Source organism: Oceanisphaera sp. (assembly GCF_048268965.1).
Classification (GTDB): Bacteria; Pseudomonadota; Gammaproteobacteria; order Enterobacterales; family Aeromonadaceae; genus Oceanimonas.
This window is the reverse complement of record NZ_JBLWUK010000014.1, coordinates 32,154-47,644: the sequence shown is the minus strand read 5'-3', so window position 1 is coordinate 47,644 and position 15,491 is coordinate 32,154. Positions and strand designations below refer to the sequence as shown.

At 56.7% G+C, this 15,491-nt stretch carries 14 protein-coding genes; 8 read left to right on the top strand and 6 right to left on the bottom strand.

All coding sequences use genetic code 11. From position 1 onward, the window contains the following. Positions 1-146 precede the first annotated feature (146 nt). On the top strand, positions 147-875 hold the full coding sequence (locus ACN0VL_RS08325; RefSeq protein WP_417616344.1) for a sulfite exporter TauE/SafE family protein: 729 nt from the start codon (positions 147-149) through the stop codon (positions 873-875). A gap of 316 nt (positions 876-1,191) precedes the next feature. Here ACN0VL_RS08325 and ACN0VL_RS08320 read toward each other — a convergent pair whose 3' ends face one another. The 3 genes from ACN0VL_RS08320 to lolB form a co-directional block, all read right to left on the bottom strand. Beyond that, positions 1,192-2,139, bottom strand: coding sequence for a ribose-phosphate pyrophosphokinase (locus tag ACN0VL_RS08320; RefSeq protein WP_417616342.1), 948 nt, complete (start codon positions 2,137-2,139; stop codon positions 1,192-1,194). A gap of 261 nt (positions 2,140-2,400) precedes the next feature. After that, positions 2,401-3,270 carry a 4-(cytidine 5'-diphospho)-2-C-methyl-D-erythritol kinase gene (gene ispE / locus ACN0VL_RS08315; protein WP_417616340.1) on the bottom strand — a complete coding sequence of 290 codons (870 nt, stop codon included), beginning with the start codon at positions 3,268-3,270 and terminating at the stop codon, positions 2,401-2,403. Next, positions 3,270-3,845, bottom strand: a complete 576-nt coding sequence (gene lolB / locus ACN0VL_RS08310) for a lipoprotein insertase outer membrane protein LolB (RefSeq protein ID WP_417616338.1) — start codon at positions 3,843-3,845, stop codon at positions 3,270-3,272. Before lolB ends, ispE begins: the two co-directional genes overlap by 1 nt. Positions 3,846-3,967: 122 nt before the next feature. Here lolB and hemA point away from each other — a divergent pair, with 122 nt between their 5' ends. Genes hemA through kdsA form a run of 5 tightly spaced genes read left to right on the top strand, consistent with a single transcriptional unit; the run spans position 3,968 to position 8,885 of the window. Continuing rightward, positions 3,968-5,227 (top strand): glutamyl-tRNA reductase, encoded by a 1,260-nt coding sequence (hemA, locus tag ACN0VL_RS08305; protein WP_417616337.1) that lies wholly within the window; start codon positions 3,968-3,970, stop codon positions 5,225-5,227. A gap of 23 nt (positions 5,228-5,250) precedes the next feature. Continuing rightward, on the top strand, positions 5,251-6,336 hold the full coding sequence (prfA, locus tag ACN0VL_RS08300) for a peptide chain release factor 1 (RefSeq protein ID WP_417616335.1): 1,086 nt from the start codon (positions 5,251-5,253) through the stop codon (positions 6,334-6,336). Continuing rightward, entirely contained in the window at positions 6,336-7,193 is an 858-nt protein-coding gene (gene prmC, locus ACN0VL_RS08295; protein ID WP_417616333.1) for a peptide chain release factor N(5)-glutamine methyltransferase, read from the top strand. The genes prfA and prmC overlap by 1 nt, the downstream gene beginning before the upstream one ends. Beyond that, entirely contained in the window at positions 7,171-8,028 is an 858-nt protein-coding gene (locus tag ACN0VL_RS08290; RefSeq protein ID WP_417616331.1) for a SirB1 family protein, read from the top strand. The genes prmC and ACN0VL_RS08290 overlap by 23 nt, the downstream gene beginning before the upstream one ends. Positions 8,029-8,036: 8 nt before the next feature. Continuing rightward, entirely contained in the window at positions 8,037-8,885 is an 849-nt protein-coding gene (kdsA, locus tag ACN0VL_RS08285; protein ID WP_417616329.1) for a 3-deoxy-8-phosphooctulonate synthase, read from the top strand. 205 nt (positions 8,886-9,090) lie between these two features. Here kdsA and fadE read toward each other — a convergent pair whose 3' ends face one another. Further along, a complete protein-coding gene (gene fadE / locus ACN0VL_RS08280) occupies positions 9,091-11,517 on the bottom strand; it encodes an acyl-CoA dehydrogenase FadE (RefSeq protein ID WP_417616328.1) in 2,427 nt (808 codons plus the stop codon). Between the two features lie 274 nt (positions 11,518-11,791). On the opposite strand from fadE, the gene lpcA reads away from it, so the two are divergent. Together lpcA and ACN0VL_RS08270 are read left to right on the top strand one after the other, a co-directional pair. After that, entirely contained in the window at positions 11,792-12,373 is a 582-nt protein-coding gene (lpcA, locus tag ACN0VL_RS08275) for a D-sedoheptulose 7-phosphate isomerase (protein WP_417616326.1), read from the top strand. A 5-nt stretch (positions 12,374-12,378) separates the two neighbouring features. Continuing rightward, positions 12,379-13,179: a class II glutamine amidotransferase gene (locus ACN0VL_RS08270; RefSeq protein WP_417616324.1), complete on the top strand. Its 801-nt coding sequence runs from the start codon at positions 12,379-12,381 to the stop codon at positions 13,177-13,179. A 398-nt stretch (positions 13,180-13,577) separates the two neighbouring features. Here ACN0VL_RS08270 and purN read toward each other — a convergent pair whose 3' ends face one another. Together purN and purM are read right to left on the bottom strand one after the other, a co-directional pair. Continuing rightward, entirely contained in the window at positions 13,578-14,216 is a 639-nt protein-coding gene (purN, locus tag ACN0VL_RS08265; RefSeq protein WP_417616322.1) for a phosphoribosylglycinamide formyltransferase, read from the bottom strand. Beyond that, positions 14,213-15,250 carry a phosphoribosylformylglycinamidine cyclo-ligase gene (purM, locus tag ACN0VL_RS08260; RefSeq protein WP_417616320.1) on the bottom strand — a complete coding sequence of 346 codons (1,038 nt, stop codon included), beginning with the start codon at positions 15,248-15,250 and terminating at the stop codon, positions 14,213-14,215. Before purM ends, purN begins: the two co-directional genes overlap by 4 nt. Positions 15,251-15,491 lie beyond the last annotated feature (241 nt).

Genomic DNA, 15,491 nt, shown 5'->3' with positions numbered 1-15,491 from the left:
GTGCGGACAAAGATCATAAAATAGCGGGCTTGCCGTACACCGCACTCGTCAAGCCAAAGACAGCCTCACCGTCTTGCTTTACTGGCTGCGTGCGGCGTGAAACATACAGCCGCGCCCCAGGGCGCATTGTTAATGAAAGGTGTTGGATGATTGAATTGTTGGGATGGTCCTTGCTGGCGGGGGTAGTGAATGCCCTGGCCGGTGGCGGCCTGTTTTTTACCTTGCCCGCACTGCTGGCACTGGGCATACCCAGTACGTCGGCGGTAGCCACCGCCAGTGTGGCCTCGTGGCCGGGTTACATGAGTGCATACTGGGGGATTAGAAAGCATTTACGCACCGGGCCTCTGTGGGCATTAACCGTGATCGGTCTGTTGGGCGGTGGCCTGGGTGCCCTGGCGCTGGTGCAGTTTGATGCCAGTAGTTTTAACTATCTGGTGCCCTGGCTACTGTTGGCGGTCAGTTTACTGTATGGCCGCCAATTATTAAGCAAGGCAGGGTTTGAAGGGCCTCTGGTACTGCGTCGACGAGCCTGGCCCCTCTTGTTTGGTGGCAGTTTTTACGGTGGTTTCTTTGGTGGCGGTTTAGGGGTATTCCTGATGGCACTGACCGGCCAGCTGCGCATGGGCTCCAATTTGCAGCAGCATGCCATCAAGCTCTATCTCTCCATGCTGGCCAGCGGGGCTACCATAGTGGTGTATTCGCTATCAGGCCTGGTGTACTGGCAGGGCGGCTTGCTGCTGGCTGTGGGATATCTGGCCGGTGGCAAGTTGGGAGCCAGGCTGCTGGCATGGATCAACCCAAAACTGCTGGCCTGGAGCATAGTCACCTTCGGCCTGGGCCTGAGTGGCTACTATTTCATACGGTTTTATTTATAAAGTGAGAAGTCAGGCTTAAAGGAGCCGAGCGCCAGCTCCCGGACCTAAAAATTAAAGGCCCTCTTGCCACGGAATCCACGGAACCCACGGAAAAGTTAAGATAAAGTTCCCAGGAACGAACCCTGACTGAGTAAGATCTCACAAGACATAAACTTTCGCTTTTGCTTTGTTATTCTTCGTCCGTGGTTTCTGTGGATTCCGTGGCAAAAACTGTTTAAAGCAGATTTAGCTGATAAAAAAACGCCAAGCCTTGTTAGGGGCTTGGCGTTTTTTACAGCTCGGCGCCTGTTACCAGGCGCTTGGCACTGTGTTTTGCTTAATGCTCAAACATGGCTGAGATGGACTCTTCGTTGCTGATGCGACGAATAGCCTCGGCCAGCATGGATGACAGCGACAATTGCTTCACCTTGCTAATGGCTTTCATTTCTTCGCTCAGCGGTACCGAGTCGGTGATGATCACTTCATCGATAACCGAGTCTCTGATGTTTTGTGCCGCATTGCCGGAGAACACGGCATGGGTCGCGTAGGCAAATACGCGCTTGGCGCCGCGCTCTTTCAACGCTTCTGCGGCTTTACACAAGGTGCCACCGGTGTCGATCATGTCATCAACAATCACACAATCACGGCCTTCAACGTCACCGATCAGGTTCATTACCTGAGAAACGTTGGCGCGCGGGCGACGCTTGTCGATAATGGCAATTTCGGTTTCATCCAGCAGCTTGGCCACGGCACGGGCACGTACCACACCACCAATATCCGGAGATACAACTACCGCATCCTGCAGGTTCTTGGACAACATGTCTTCCAGCAGCACGGGCGTACCAAACACATTGTCTACCGGTACATCGAAGAAGCCCTGAATCTGCTCGGCATGCAAATCAACGGTCAGCACACGGTCTACACCGACGCTGGACAGAAAGTCAGCCACTACCTTGGCGGTAATGGGCACCCGGGAAGAACGTACACGACGGTCCTGACGAGCATAACCGAAGTAGGGGATGACGGCGGTAATACGGCCGGCAGACGCTCGGCGCAACGCATCCACCATCACGATCAGTTCCATCAGGTTATCGTTGGTTGGCGCACAGGTCGACTGGATGATGAACACATCGCCGCCCCGTACGTTTTCGTTGATTTGTACACAGATCTCACCATCACTGAAGCGGCCAACATCGGCAGCACTCAGTTTGATGAACAGACGATCGGCGATACGTTGGGCGAGTTCCGGCGTAGCATTACCAGCAAACAGCTTCATGTCGGGCACGGTTGAAAACCTCGGGGTTGTTTCATGGGTGGCGAGACTGGACGGGGCCGTGAACCCGTAATCACGAAAACACATTCGCTATCCAGCCCGTTTTGGAAATCAAATTAGAGTATAACAGTGCATCAGACGGGGTGTTGAGTTGAAGAACCCAAGCGGCGAGATGGCGTTAAGCCTTACCAACCAGTCTGTACACCTGGCAGCCAATTAACTCTTGGAACAAGAGCGAAAATGGGCCCACCCCCATTCTCTGAAACGACTGTCTCAAATTGCCGAGTTTGATGACGAAGCAAGGCTATCCAGCTGCGCTAGTGCGCTGAATAAAGGCGATTGATTGCAGCCCTTGGCTACAAAACCCAACACGCCTTTCGGGGCGTTTTTCAGCACATTTTGAGCCGCTTCCCGGCTATCAAAACTGGCGAAAATACAGGCACCCGTGCCCGTCATTCTTGACGGCGCATATTCTAGCAACCAGCCAAGGAGCTTGGCAACCTCGGGGTATCGCTTTTTAACCAGTGCCTCGCAATCGTTGTACCAGGGGGTGTTCAGCCATTGTTGCAGGCTTAAAGCCGGGCTGTTACGGGGCAGATCCGGGTCGTTAAAAATAGCGGCCGTTGCCACTTCAACTTGAGGGCACAGTACCAGATACCAGGGTTCGGTCGGTGTGGCGGGGGTTAATAGTTCACCAACACCTTCGGCAAAGGCGGCCTGACCTCGCACAAACACCGGCACGTCGGCGCCCAGCCTAATGCCTAGCTCGGCCAGCTGATCCGTGCTCAGTCCCAGCTTCCATAACCGGTTCAATGCCACCAGGGTGGTGGCGGCATCGCTGGAGCCGCCACCCAGACCGCCGCCCATGGGCAAGCGCTTGGTCAGGTGAATGTGCGCGCCCTGGGTACAGCCGGTATGAGCTTGTAGCAATCGCGCCGCTTTTATAATCAGGTTCTGCTCTTGGGGGACACCAGCCAACGCCGGCGTCAGCAACAACTCGCCGTCGGCGACAGGGGCAAAGCGCAACGCGTCACCATAGTCCACAAACTGAAACAGGGTTTGCAAACTGTGGTAGCCATCGTCACGCCGACCGGTAATCGATAAAAACAGGTTGAGCTTGGCAGGAGCCGGAAGCACCATCATTATTTGAGTTCCCATTGATTGATGGCCAAGCGCAGCTTGGTACCTTGGTGGCTGAGATCCAGACGGCTGGGTAACCACAGACCTTCAATCTGGGTGTAGCCCAAATAGCGTAACTGCCAGCCGTGGGCGTTAATGGTTTGCGGTCGGCCATGCTGATCATAGGTCACCAAATCTGTGGGGCCGGGCAGGCCCTTGATCCAGTAAGACAATTGTTCAACGGGCAAATCCCAGCCGGTTAACCGTTGCACCAGCTCGCGGGCGTCGGTGGCTTGATGCTGCCGGCCTTCGCTATCGATTAACTGCACACGGTTGCCGCGGCGGTTGAGATCAAACACCCGCTTGCCAACCACGTTGGTCAGATTCATGCGGTAGTCGTCGCTGTTCTGTCGCCAGAACAGGCTCAGGCTGCCGCGCTCATCGGCGGTAATAATGCCCAGCCGGGCCGACAGCTGCCATTGCTCTAATTGTGCCAACGAATTTTTTTGCGCCAACCAGCTGCCGGCGGGTGCCCTTTCGGCCTTGTAGGCACAGCCCGACAGCCACAGCAGGGCTAAAACGAACAGTATAATCCGCACCGGTAATTCTCCCTTGAAATGTGCTGTCAGTATAAGGGCAAGGTTGGTGCCTTTTAAAGCCTAACTCTTTCTCGTACAATGTACGGCTACTTGAAAGACGTAACGAGCCGCGCAAAACCCTCATGAGCCTGCTGGTATTGGGAATAAATCATAAGACAGCTTCCGTCGCCCTGCGCGAGCGGGTAGCGTTTGGACCTGAAGTTGCCCCGAGGGCACTGCAGGAGCTGATGCGTACCCCGGGCGTGGGGGAAGCGGTGATCCTGTCTACCTGCAACCGTACCGAGCTCTATTGTCATCTGGATCCCGAAGGCGACAGCCATCTGGTACGGTTGTGGTTACAAGATTTTCATCAGCTGGATGAAAACGAGCTCAACGCCTGCCTGTATCGCTATCACGGCGAAGAAGCGGTGCATCATCTTATGCGGGTGGCCTGCGGGCTCGACTCGCTGGTGCTGGGCGAACCGCAAATTCTGGGGCAAATCAAGCAATCCTATAACCAGGCGCAAAAGATGGGCAGCCTGCAAGGCACCCTGGACCGCTTGTTTCAAAAAACCTTTTCCGTGGCCAAACGGGTGCGCACCGAAACCGACATCGGTGCCAGTGCCGTCTCGGTAGCCTTTGCCGCCGTCAGCCTGGCCAAGCGTATCTTTTCCGACTTGAGCCGCACCCGCGTGCTGCTGGTCGGGGCAGGCGAAACCATAGAGCTGGTGGCGCGCCACCTTAAAGATCAGTCGGTCACCCAGATGATGGTGGCCAACCGGACACTGGATCGGGCACAGAACCTGGCGCAGGAGTTTGATGCCCAGGTGATGACCCTTGAGCAAATTCCCGATTACCTGCCCAAGGCCGACATAGTGATCAGCTCCACCGCCAGCCCCTTGCCCATTATCGGCAAAGGTCTGGTCGAACGCGCGTTGAAGGCCCGTCGTCATCAGCCCATTTTGCTGGTCGACATCGCGGTGCCGCGAGACATAGAGCCGGAAGTCGACGAACTGAACGACGCCTATCTTTATACGGTGGATGATCTGCAGGGCATCATAGAGCAGAACATGGCCACCCGGCAGCAAGCGGCAGGACAGGCCGAACTCATCATAGAGGAAGAGCGCGAGCACTTTATGGCCTGGTATCGCTCGCTGGCGTCGGTCAAGCTGATCCTGGACTATCGCAGCCAGGCCGAACAGCTGCAGCAACAAGAGCTGGCCCTGGCACTACAGGCGCTGGCTCAGGGCAAAGACAGTGTGCAAGTCATAGAGCGGCTGGCCCGACGCCTTACCAATAAACTGATCCATACTCCGACTCAGGCGCTGAACCAGGCAGGCAAAAACGGTGATCAGGACATTCTGACCGTATTAGCCCATAACCTAAAGCTGGGCCAGCGCTGATTGAGCCACAGCGGCGAGACATCATGAATATATCCATATTAAAGAAACTGGAAGGGCTGCAGGAGCGTTACGAAGAAATTCAGGCGCTGTTGGGTGAAGCATCCGTCATAAATGACCAGGAGCAATACCGCAGCCTGACCAAAGAATATGCCCAGCTGGAAGACGTGGTGGTCTGCTATGGTCGCTATTGCCAGGCCGAGGCCGACCTGGCCGCCGCTCAGGAAATGCTGGCCGAAGACGACGCCGAAATGAAGGCCATGGCGCAAGAAGAAATAGCCGCTGCCAAAGAAACCATCGATGCGCTTGGCGTCGAGCTGCAGATCCTGCTATTGCCCAAAGATCCCAACGACGACAATAACTGCTTTTTGGAAATCAGGGCCGGTGCCGGTGGCGATGAAGCCGCGATTTTTGCCGGAGATCTGTTTCGCATGTACAGCCGTTACGCCGAGCAACAGCGCTGGCAAATAGAAATCGTCAACGTCAACGAAGGTGAGCACGGCGGCTATAAAGAACTGATTGCCCGCATCGAAGGCAAGGGCGTGTACGGCAAGCTCAAGTTCGAGTCTGGTGGACACCGGGTACAGCGGGTGCCGGAAACCGAATCCCAGGGGCGCATTCATACCTCGGCCTGCACCGTGGCCATTATGGCCGAAATTCCCGAAGCCGAAGCCATTGCCATCAACCCGGCCGACCTCAAGGTCGACACTTTTCGCGCCTCGGGTGCCGGTGGTCAGCACGTGAACAAAACCGACTCGGCCATTCGTATTACCCACTTGCCCAGTGGCGTGGTGGTGGAATGTCAGGACGAACGGTCACAGCATAAAAACCGTGCCAAGGCGATGGCGGTGTTGAACTCTCGCCTGGCGCAGATAGAGCACGACAAGCGTCATGCCGCAGAGCAGGACACGCGGCGCAACCTGCTGGGCACCGGGGATCGCTCCGACCGTATTCGCACCTATAACTACCCTCAGGGACGGGTGTCGGATCACCGCATCAACCTCACGCTGTATCGCCTGAGTGAAGTGCTGGAAGGCGATCTGGACATGCTGACCCAGCCGATTATGCAAGAACATCAGGCCGACTTGCTGGCCGCGCTGGCGGAACATTGATGACGCTGGCACAGTGGCGACAATGGATGCGTGAACAGCTGGCCGACTCCGAGTCTGTGGCGCTGGATGCCGACGTTTTGCTGTGCCATGTGCTGGGCAAGCCCCGCAGCTTCCTGCTGGCCTGGCCGGAATACCGGCCCACCGAGGCCGAACAGGCACAATTAACGGCCCTTACCCTGCGGCGCCGGGCCGGTGAGCCCGTGGCTCATCTGACCGGCGAGCGGGAGTTCTGGTCTTTGCCCCTGGCGGTATCGGCCAGCACCCTGATCCCTCGCCCCGACACCGAGCTGATGATTGAAGCGGCACTGGCTCGCCTGCCGTCCTCGGCATCGACGCTGGCCGATTTGGGCACCGGCACCGGCGCCATCGCGCTGGCGCTTAAAAGCGAACGCCCCCAGGACACCATCATTGCCGTGGAATTCAATGCCGATGCGGCGGATCTGGCGCGCCTGAACAGTGAACGCCTGCAGCTTGATATAGCAGTGCGTCAGGGCAGCTGGTTCGAGCCCCTGGCCGGCCTGCAGTTCCACATGATTGTATCCAACCCGCCCTATATCGACGCCGCCGATCCCCATTTGCAATCCGGTGATGTGCGCTTCGAACCGGCTTCAGCTCTGGTGGCCGACGCCGGCGGCATGGCCGACTTGCAGCACCTGATCACAGAGGCACGTACATATCTGCTGGCCAATGGCTGGCTACTGCTGGAGCATGGCTGGCAGCAGGGTGCCCTGGTGCGCGACTACTTTACCAAGCAGGGGTACCAAGCCGTCAGCACGCTACGTGACTACGGCGGGCAAGAGCGTATTACGCTGGCACAATGGCCCGGGAGGCAAAATGCTGAAAACGAACATCAGTGATAACTGGTTGAATGATGAGCCTGCCAGTTTGATGACACTGGCACTGGACGTGGTAGAAAGCCTCTATGGCCTGGATGCGCGAGATCAGGCCGAGGTAAAACTGTTTGCCCTGGAGCAAGAGTTGGCCGAGCAGCTTGCAGAGCCACTGGCATCCGGGACAATCACCGGCAGTGATCTGCTGGCGGCCCTGTATGGCCCCCTGGATTTGGCTGGAGACTGGGAACGCTTTTTTGCCATCGACAACTGTTTGATGGACAAGGTGCTCACCCGTCGACGGGGCATTCCCGTGACGCTGGCGATTGTGGTGCTGCACCTGTGCGAGCGGTTCGGTATTCGTGGTGAAGGGATCAGCTTTCCCGGTCATTTCCTGTTACGCCTGTTTCATCACAAGAGCGGCGAACCAGGCAGCGAGCATAATACTCGTGAACACAGTGATATTATCGATCCTTTCACCGGTAAAACGCTGACTCGCCATGAAATAGAACAACTGTTGCGTGGCGCCAGAGGAAACCTCGCCAGGCTGAAGCCCAAGCACCTGAAGGCGGCCGAGCCGCTCGAGGTATTGACGCGATTGCTGAATGTGACCAAGGGCTCTTTTATTCATCACCAGCAGTTTGCCCAGGCGCTGCTCTGCAGCCAGTTGCTGCTCAAGCTCAAACCTGAATGTCCTTTCGAACGGCGTGACCGCGGCTTCCTGTATGAACAGCTCGATTGTAATCAGTTGGCCGCCGACGATTTCGAATTTTTTATTGAACAGTGCCCGGAAGATCCCGTGTCCGATGTGCTTAAAGCCCAAGTAATGGCCCTGGACCTGGTCCCCCAAACCCTCCACTAGGAGTAGCAATGAAAACCGTTCATATCAATCATATTCCCGTTGCCAACGACCGGCCCTTCGTGTTGTTTGGCGGTATCAACGTGCTGGAGTCGCGTGACCTGGCCATGCGAGCCTGCGAGCATTACGTTCAGGTGACGGAAAAGCTGGGTATCCCCTATGTGTTCAAGGCCAGCTGGGACAAGGCCAATCGTTCGTCCATTCACTCTTTTCGCGGCCCGGGGCTGGAAGAGGGCATGAAGCTGCTGCAAGAAGTGAAAGACACCTTCAAGGTGCCGGTGATCACCGATTTGCACGAACCCCATCAGGCTGCTCCCGTGGCCGAAGTGGCGGATGTGATCCAGCTGCCGGCTTTTCTGGCACGCCAAACCGATCTGGTGGAAGCCATGGCCAAAACCGGCCGGGTGATCAACATCAAGAAGCCCCAGTTCTTAAGCCCGGGGCAGATGAAGAACATAGTCGACAAGTTTATCGAGTGCGGTAACGATCAATTACTGCTGTGCGAGCGCGGTGCCAACTTCGGTTACGACAACCTGGTGGTCGACATGCTGGGCTTTGGCGTGATGAAGCAAGCCACCGGCGGCGCACCCATTATCTTTGATGTGACCCATGCGCTGCAATGTCGCGATCCGCTGGGCGAAGCCTCGGGCGGCCGACGGGAACAAATAGTCGATCTGGCCCGTGCCGGTCTGGCCACCGGCCTGGGAGGCCTCTTTCTGGAGGCACATCCGGATCCCGCAAACGCCAAATGCGATGGCCCCAGTGCCTTGCCGCTGACCAAGCTGGAGCCATTTCTGGCCCAGCTGAAAGCGCTGGACGATCTGGTGAAAAGCTTCACCGTGCTGGATACATCGAACTGAATGTGAAACGTGAAATGTGAATAGTGAGGTGTGAAGCGTGAGGGGGGATGCCGCCTTACGTTTTACGCTGTCTGCCTTACGTTAAAAACAACACCCCGAGCCGGTATACCGACTCGGGGTGTTGTTTTGTAGAGCGATATCCTTACCCCTTACCCCTTACCCCTTACCCCTTACCCCTTACCCCTTACCCCTTACCCCTTACCCCTTACCCCTTACCCCTTACGACTTTCTTCGCCGGCAGGTCCATTGGGTCGAAGTCATCCACGTTAATGGTACGCAGGCGGCTGACTTCTGCCTGCTGCAGGACTTTGGCTTCCGCTTGGCTGATGATGTCGGCACTCAGCGCTTCTTTGGCCAGGGCATCCAGGCCGGTAAAGGGGCGACGACCCAGAATTTCAATAATCTTGTTGAAGATGGGTTCAGCCTGCTGAATATCCACGAAAGCCTGCTCCAGCATCCCCAGCGGATTGTCTTCTTCGGCGGTTAAATATAGCCCCTCGGCCAGGGCATCCCGGGCCGGACCTGAGAAGAGCAGGGCTTGTGCCACTTGATGATCCAGCTTGTCAGATGGCGGCACCAGGGGCGCACCCCAGGGCATAACCAGAGCATGCAACAGCTTGCCCAGCACGGGCGAAGGGAAGTTTTCCAGCAGCTCGATAACGGCAGTCTGTGCCTGATACAAGCCGTCCTGGCAGGCCCAATGCACCAGGGGCAGCAGTTCGGCGGGACGACCGTCGTCGTTAAAGCGCTTAAGGGTTGCCGATACCAGATACAGCTGGCTGAGCACATCCCCCAGTCGTGCCGACAATCGCTCTTTGCGTTTGAGCTCGCCACCCAGGCTGGCCATGGCCACATCGGACAACAGGCTCAGGTTGGCACTCAGGCGGTTCATCTGCCGGTAGTAAGGCGCGGTGGCGTCATTCACCGGCGTGGCGCTGAAGCGGGCGTTGGTCAGGCCCAACCAGAAGCTGCGCACCGTATTACTGATGGCAAACCCCATATGGCCGAATACGGCGCCATCAAACTGCCCCAGCGCCTTTTGCGGATCCGGCTCCTGCACCGACAGCATTTCGCTCAGCACGTAAGGGTGACAGCGAATGGCCCCCTGACCGTAAATGATCATGCTGCGGGTGAGTATGTTGGCCCCTTCTACGGTAATGGCGATGGGCGCGCCCTGATAGCCCCGCGCCAGATAGTTGTTGGGGCCCATGCAAATGCCTTTTCCGCCGTGAATATCCATGGCGTCGATCAGGCTGTGCTGGCTGCGGTGGGTAAGGTGATATTTGACGATGGCAGAAATCACCGAGGGCTTTTCGCCCAGATCGATTCCGGTCACGGTCAGCATGCTGGCCGCATCGGACAAGTAGGCGTTACCCCCCAATCGCGCCAGAGGCTCTTCAATGCCTTCCATCTTGCCAATGGGAATACGGAACTGGCGACGAATGCGGCTGTAGGCACCCGAGGCCAGCGCCGACACCCGGGTGCCGGCGGTGCCGGTAGAGGGCAGGGTAATACCACGGCCCACCGACAGACACTCGGTCAACATGCGCCAGCCCTGGCCGGCCATGGCGGGGCCACCAATGATAAAGTCGATGGGCACAAACACGTCTTTGCCCTGAGTTGGCCCATTTTGAAACGGCACGTTCAGCGGAAAGTGACGGCGGCCTGTGATCACGCCGGGCATATCGGTAGGAATCAAGGCACAGGTAATACCGAGGTCAGTCTTGTCGCCCAGCCAGCCGTCCGGGTCTTGCAGTTTAAAGGCCAGCCCCAGCACGGTAGCAATGGGCGCCAGGGTAATATAGCGCTTGTTCCAGGTCAGGCGCATGCCCAGCACCTGTTCACCCTGCCACTCGCCCATGCAGACGATACCCACATCGGGAATGGCACTGGCATCGGATCCGGCCTCGGGCCCGGTCAAGGCAAAGCAGGGAATTTCATCACCGGCGGCCAGCCGCGGCAAGTAGTGATCTTTTTGCTCTTTGGTACCGTAATGTTGCAGCAATTCACCCGGACCCAGCGAGTTGGGCACCCCCACGGTAGAGGCCAGCACCGCACTGGTACTGCACAATTTTTGCAATACCCGCGACTGGGCGAAGGCCGAGAATTCCAGGCCGCCGTACTGCTTTTTGATGATCATGGCGAAAAATTTGTGCTGCTTCAGGTAGGCCCACACCTCGGGCGACAGGTCGGCGCGCTCGTGGGTGACTTCCCAGTCGTTGGTCATGCGACACACTTCGGCCACGGGGCCATCCATAAAAGCCTGCTCTTCGGCGCTGAGTTGGGGCTTGGGGTACTGATGCAGTGTTTCCCAGTCTGGCTTGCCGCCAAAGAGCTCGGCTTCCCACCAGGTGGTGCCGGCTTCTATGGCTTCACGCTCGGTGGATGACATTTCCGGCATCAGCCCTTTATACATCCTGAATAGTGGGGCACTCAGCAGCTGGCTGCGCAGAGGCGTGACATTCAACACGGCTGCCGCCACCGCAAACACCAGCCAGCAAGTGGAGCTGACTTCACCAAAGAGTGTGCCCAACATCAGCAGAATGCCGGTGGCCAGGGTAAAACTGAACAGCGATGCACGGCGATAAGCCAACAGGCTCCAGGCAAGTACGAGTAGCAGTATGGTCAACATCAAGAGCTCCTTGTCGGCATCGATAAGTTTGAACAGGTGGGTGAGGTCTGACCTGTTGATAGCCTAGTTGTAATTGATGAAAATGTTTAAATCAAGTAATGAGAAAATGCGACGTGTTAAAAGTAAGAGGTGAGGGGCAAGGTGCAAACAGGCACGCGGGATGGCGCTTTATTGCCGCTTTGCACTTTTCGCCTTCACCCTCAGGGTTGCGGAGCTTCCCGCTGTGGGTGACTTATGCCAAAATGGTTATTTACCGTGAGTGAGAGGCAATTTCATGTATCAGGATCTGATCCGTAGCGAACTGACCGAAGCCGCCGACGTGCTGAATCTCTTCCTGGCCGACGACGCTAATATTCAAGCCATCGAGCAGGCCGCCAAACTGTTGGCCGAACGCTTTAAGGCCGGTGGCAAGGTGTTGTCTTGTGGCAATGGCGGCTCACATTGCGATGCCATGCATTTTGCCGAAGAGCTCACCGGTCGCTATCGCGAAAATCGCCCCGGGTATCCAGCGATTGCCATTTCCGACCCCAGCCACTTGTCTTGCGTCGCCAACGACTTTGGCTTCGAGTTCGTTTTTTCTCGCTATCTGGAAGCCGTCGGGCAAACCGGTGATGTCTTGCTGGGCCTGTCCACCAGCGGCAACTCGGGCAATATTATCAAGGCCATTGAAGCGGCCAGAGCCAAGGGCATCAAGGTGATAGCATTAACCGGTAAAGACGGTGGCAAAATGGCCGGCCTGGCCGATGTAGAAATTCGCGTGCCACACTTTGGTTATGCGGACCGGATCCAGGAAGTGCATATCAAGATCATTCATATTCTGATCCAGCTGGTTGAAAAAGAGATGGAGCAAGCGTAAGCAATATGTGTGAACTGCTAGGGATGAGCGCCAACGTACCCACGGATATCTGTTTCAGCTTTACCGGGTTGATGCAGCGCGGTGGGCGTACCGGCCCCCATAAAGACGGCTGGGGCATCGTATTTTACGAAGGCAAAGGGCTGCGTACCTTTAAGGATCCACAGCCTTCCAGCCAGTCGCGCATAGCCAAGCTGGTGCAGGAATACCCCATTAAAAGCTGCTCTGTGGTCAGCCATATTCGCCAGGCCAACCGGGGCGGCATCGCGCTGGAAAATACCCACCCTTTTACGCGAGAGGTGTGGGGCCGTTACTGGACGTTTGCCCATAATGGCCAGTTAAGCGGATACGAGCACCTGAAAACCGGCCGCCATAATCCGGTGGGTGAAACCGACAGCGAGCTGGCCTTCTGCTGGATTCTGGATGCGATTGAGCGCAAGTTTCCCACCCGGCCTGATGACATGTCAGCCATGTTTCGCTATGTGGCCAGCCTGTGCGATCAGCTACGGGCCCTGGGAGTATTCAACATGCTGCTCACCGATGGCGAATATCTGATGACCTATTGCAGCAACAATCTGCACTGGATCACCCGTCGGGCGCCTTTTGGTCCGGCCACCCTGATCGATGAAGAAGTGGAAATCGACTTTCAGAAAGAAACCACGCCCAACGACATCGTCACCGTGATTGCCACTCAGCCGCTCACCAACAACGAGCAATGGCACAAGATGCAACCGGGCGAGTTCAACCTCTTCTTGCTGGGGGAGCGGGTCGCCGCCACCGACATGCCTGAGGGCAGCGGCAAGCTTTAAGCCGGAAGCGGTCAGTTAAAGATAAACACCGTACTTTGTAGCCGGCGCTTTAGCTGCCGAGACTGCGGAGCAGGATGGTTTGAATAACATCCAGCTACGCTGGACCGCCGAATAAATGGGCGGACTACAACAAACTCGCTTTTCTGTAGGCGCATATTTATTCGCGCGGTTTTGGGTATTTGATGCAGCTGTAGCCCGGCGCTTTAGCTGCCGGTCCTGCGTTAGCAGGAGGTTTTTTACACTCCCGCTGAGACGGGAGTGCCAGCTAAAGCGGCACGCTACAAAAACCAAAACCGAGCTCCCTTCACTCCTCACAACCCCCATCAGGCGCCATCTAAAACAAAACCCCGAACCTGATGGTTCGGGGTTTATGATTTACTGAGCGCTTGCAGCTGAAGTTATTCTCCGGCGTAGCCCTGGGCGGGCAGCTGGGCACCGTCTAAATAGACCTTGCCTTGCTGCATGACCAGGCGGCCGTCGCAAAACCAGCGTACCGTTAACGGGTAAATCGCATGCTCTTGCACCAGCACCCGCTCGGCCACCGCGGTGGCGTCATCTTCGGCAAAAACAGGCACCCGGGCCTGTAATACTACAGGGCCGCCATCCAGCTCTTCGGTAACAAAGTGCACACTGCAGCCGTGCTCCTTATCACCCGCATCAATGGCTTTTTGATGGGTATGCAGGCCCTGATGACGAGGCAGCAAGGACGGATGAATATTCAGCATACGCCCCTGATAGTGGCGTACAAACTCAGGGGTTAAAATACGCATGAAGCCGGCCAGCACCACCAGTGTTGGCTCATAGCGATCAATGACCTGCATTAAAGCGGCATCAAAGCTGGCACGATCGGCATAATCCCGGTTAGAGACGACATGGGTGGCAATGCCCGCATTGCGGGCACGCTCCAAACCATAGGCTTCTGCCTTGTTGCTGATGACGGCGGTAACCTGACCGCCAAGCTGCCCCGCTGCAGACTGATCCAGCAAGGCCTGCAAATTGCTGCCACTGCCCGAAATCAGCACAACGATTCGGCTCATTTGATTTCGACCTGCTCTTCACCGTCGGCGGCGTTGGCAATGTTGCCGATAACCCAGCACTGTTCGCCGGCATCCTGCATGAATTTAACGGCCGCATCGGCCTGGTCGGCAGGCAGGGCGATCACCATGCCGACACCACAGTTAAAGGTGCGATACATTTCTGTGGTTTCCACGTTGCCGGCTGTTTGCAGCCAGTTGAACACTTCAGGCCACTGCCAGCTGGTGCCGTCAATCAGGGCCTTGGTGCCCTTGGGCAGCACGCGAGGAATGTTTTCCCAGAAGCCGCCACCGGTAATGTGGCTCAGGGCATGAATATCAAACTGCTTGATCAATTCCAGCACCGGCTTCACGTAAATACGGGTAGGCTCCATCAGGGCATCGGCCAGCGTGGTGTCGCCCAGAGGCTGTTGCAGGTCGGCATTGCTGACTTCCAGGATCTTGCGCACCAACGAATAACCGTTAGAGTGCGGGCCGCTGGAACCCAGGGCGATCAGTGCATCACCGGCGCCCACTTTGGTGCCGTCGATAATGCCACTTTTTTCTACCACGCCGACACAAAAGCCCGCCAGATCGTAGTCGCCGGCTTCATACATGCCGGGCATTTCGGCGGTTTCGCCACCAATCAGGGCACAGCCGCTCAGCTCGCAGCCGGCACCAATACCGGTCACCACATCGGCGGCCGTGTCTACGTCCAGCTTGCCGGTGGCATAATAGTCGAGAAAGAACAGTGGCTCGCCACCCTGTACTATCAGGTCGTTTACACACATGGCGACCAGATCGATACCCACGCCCTGATGGCGCTTGAGGTCGATGGCCAGACGCAGCTTGGTGCCCACGCCGTCGGTGCCGGCGACCAATACCGGTTCTTTATAGCCAGTGGGTAGCTGGCATAGCGCGCCAAAGCCCCCGAGTCCGCCCATTACTTCTGGGCGATGTGTGCGACGGCTAACGCCTTTAATGCGTTCAACCAGGGCATTACCAGCATCAATATCAACACCGGCGTCTTTGTAGCTCAGGGGGGATTTCTGCGTCACGAGTGGTTACCTTGTCATTGTTTTAGGAGCGGAGGCGCGCACATCAGCCTCATTTAGCACTAAGCTTGAAGAGGTGGGTGGGCTGTTCCGTCTGTCAGTCACTGTTTCTCCCTCTATTCTAATTTAATGCGCAAGGCAGTGCCACCAACGTTGACCAACTGGGCTATCTTCTTGTAACGGGCAGAACAGTGGTAACAGGATTAACAGCACACCTTTTGCTAAAATTAACCCTGAAACACTG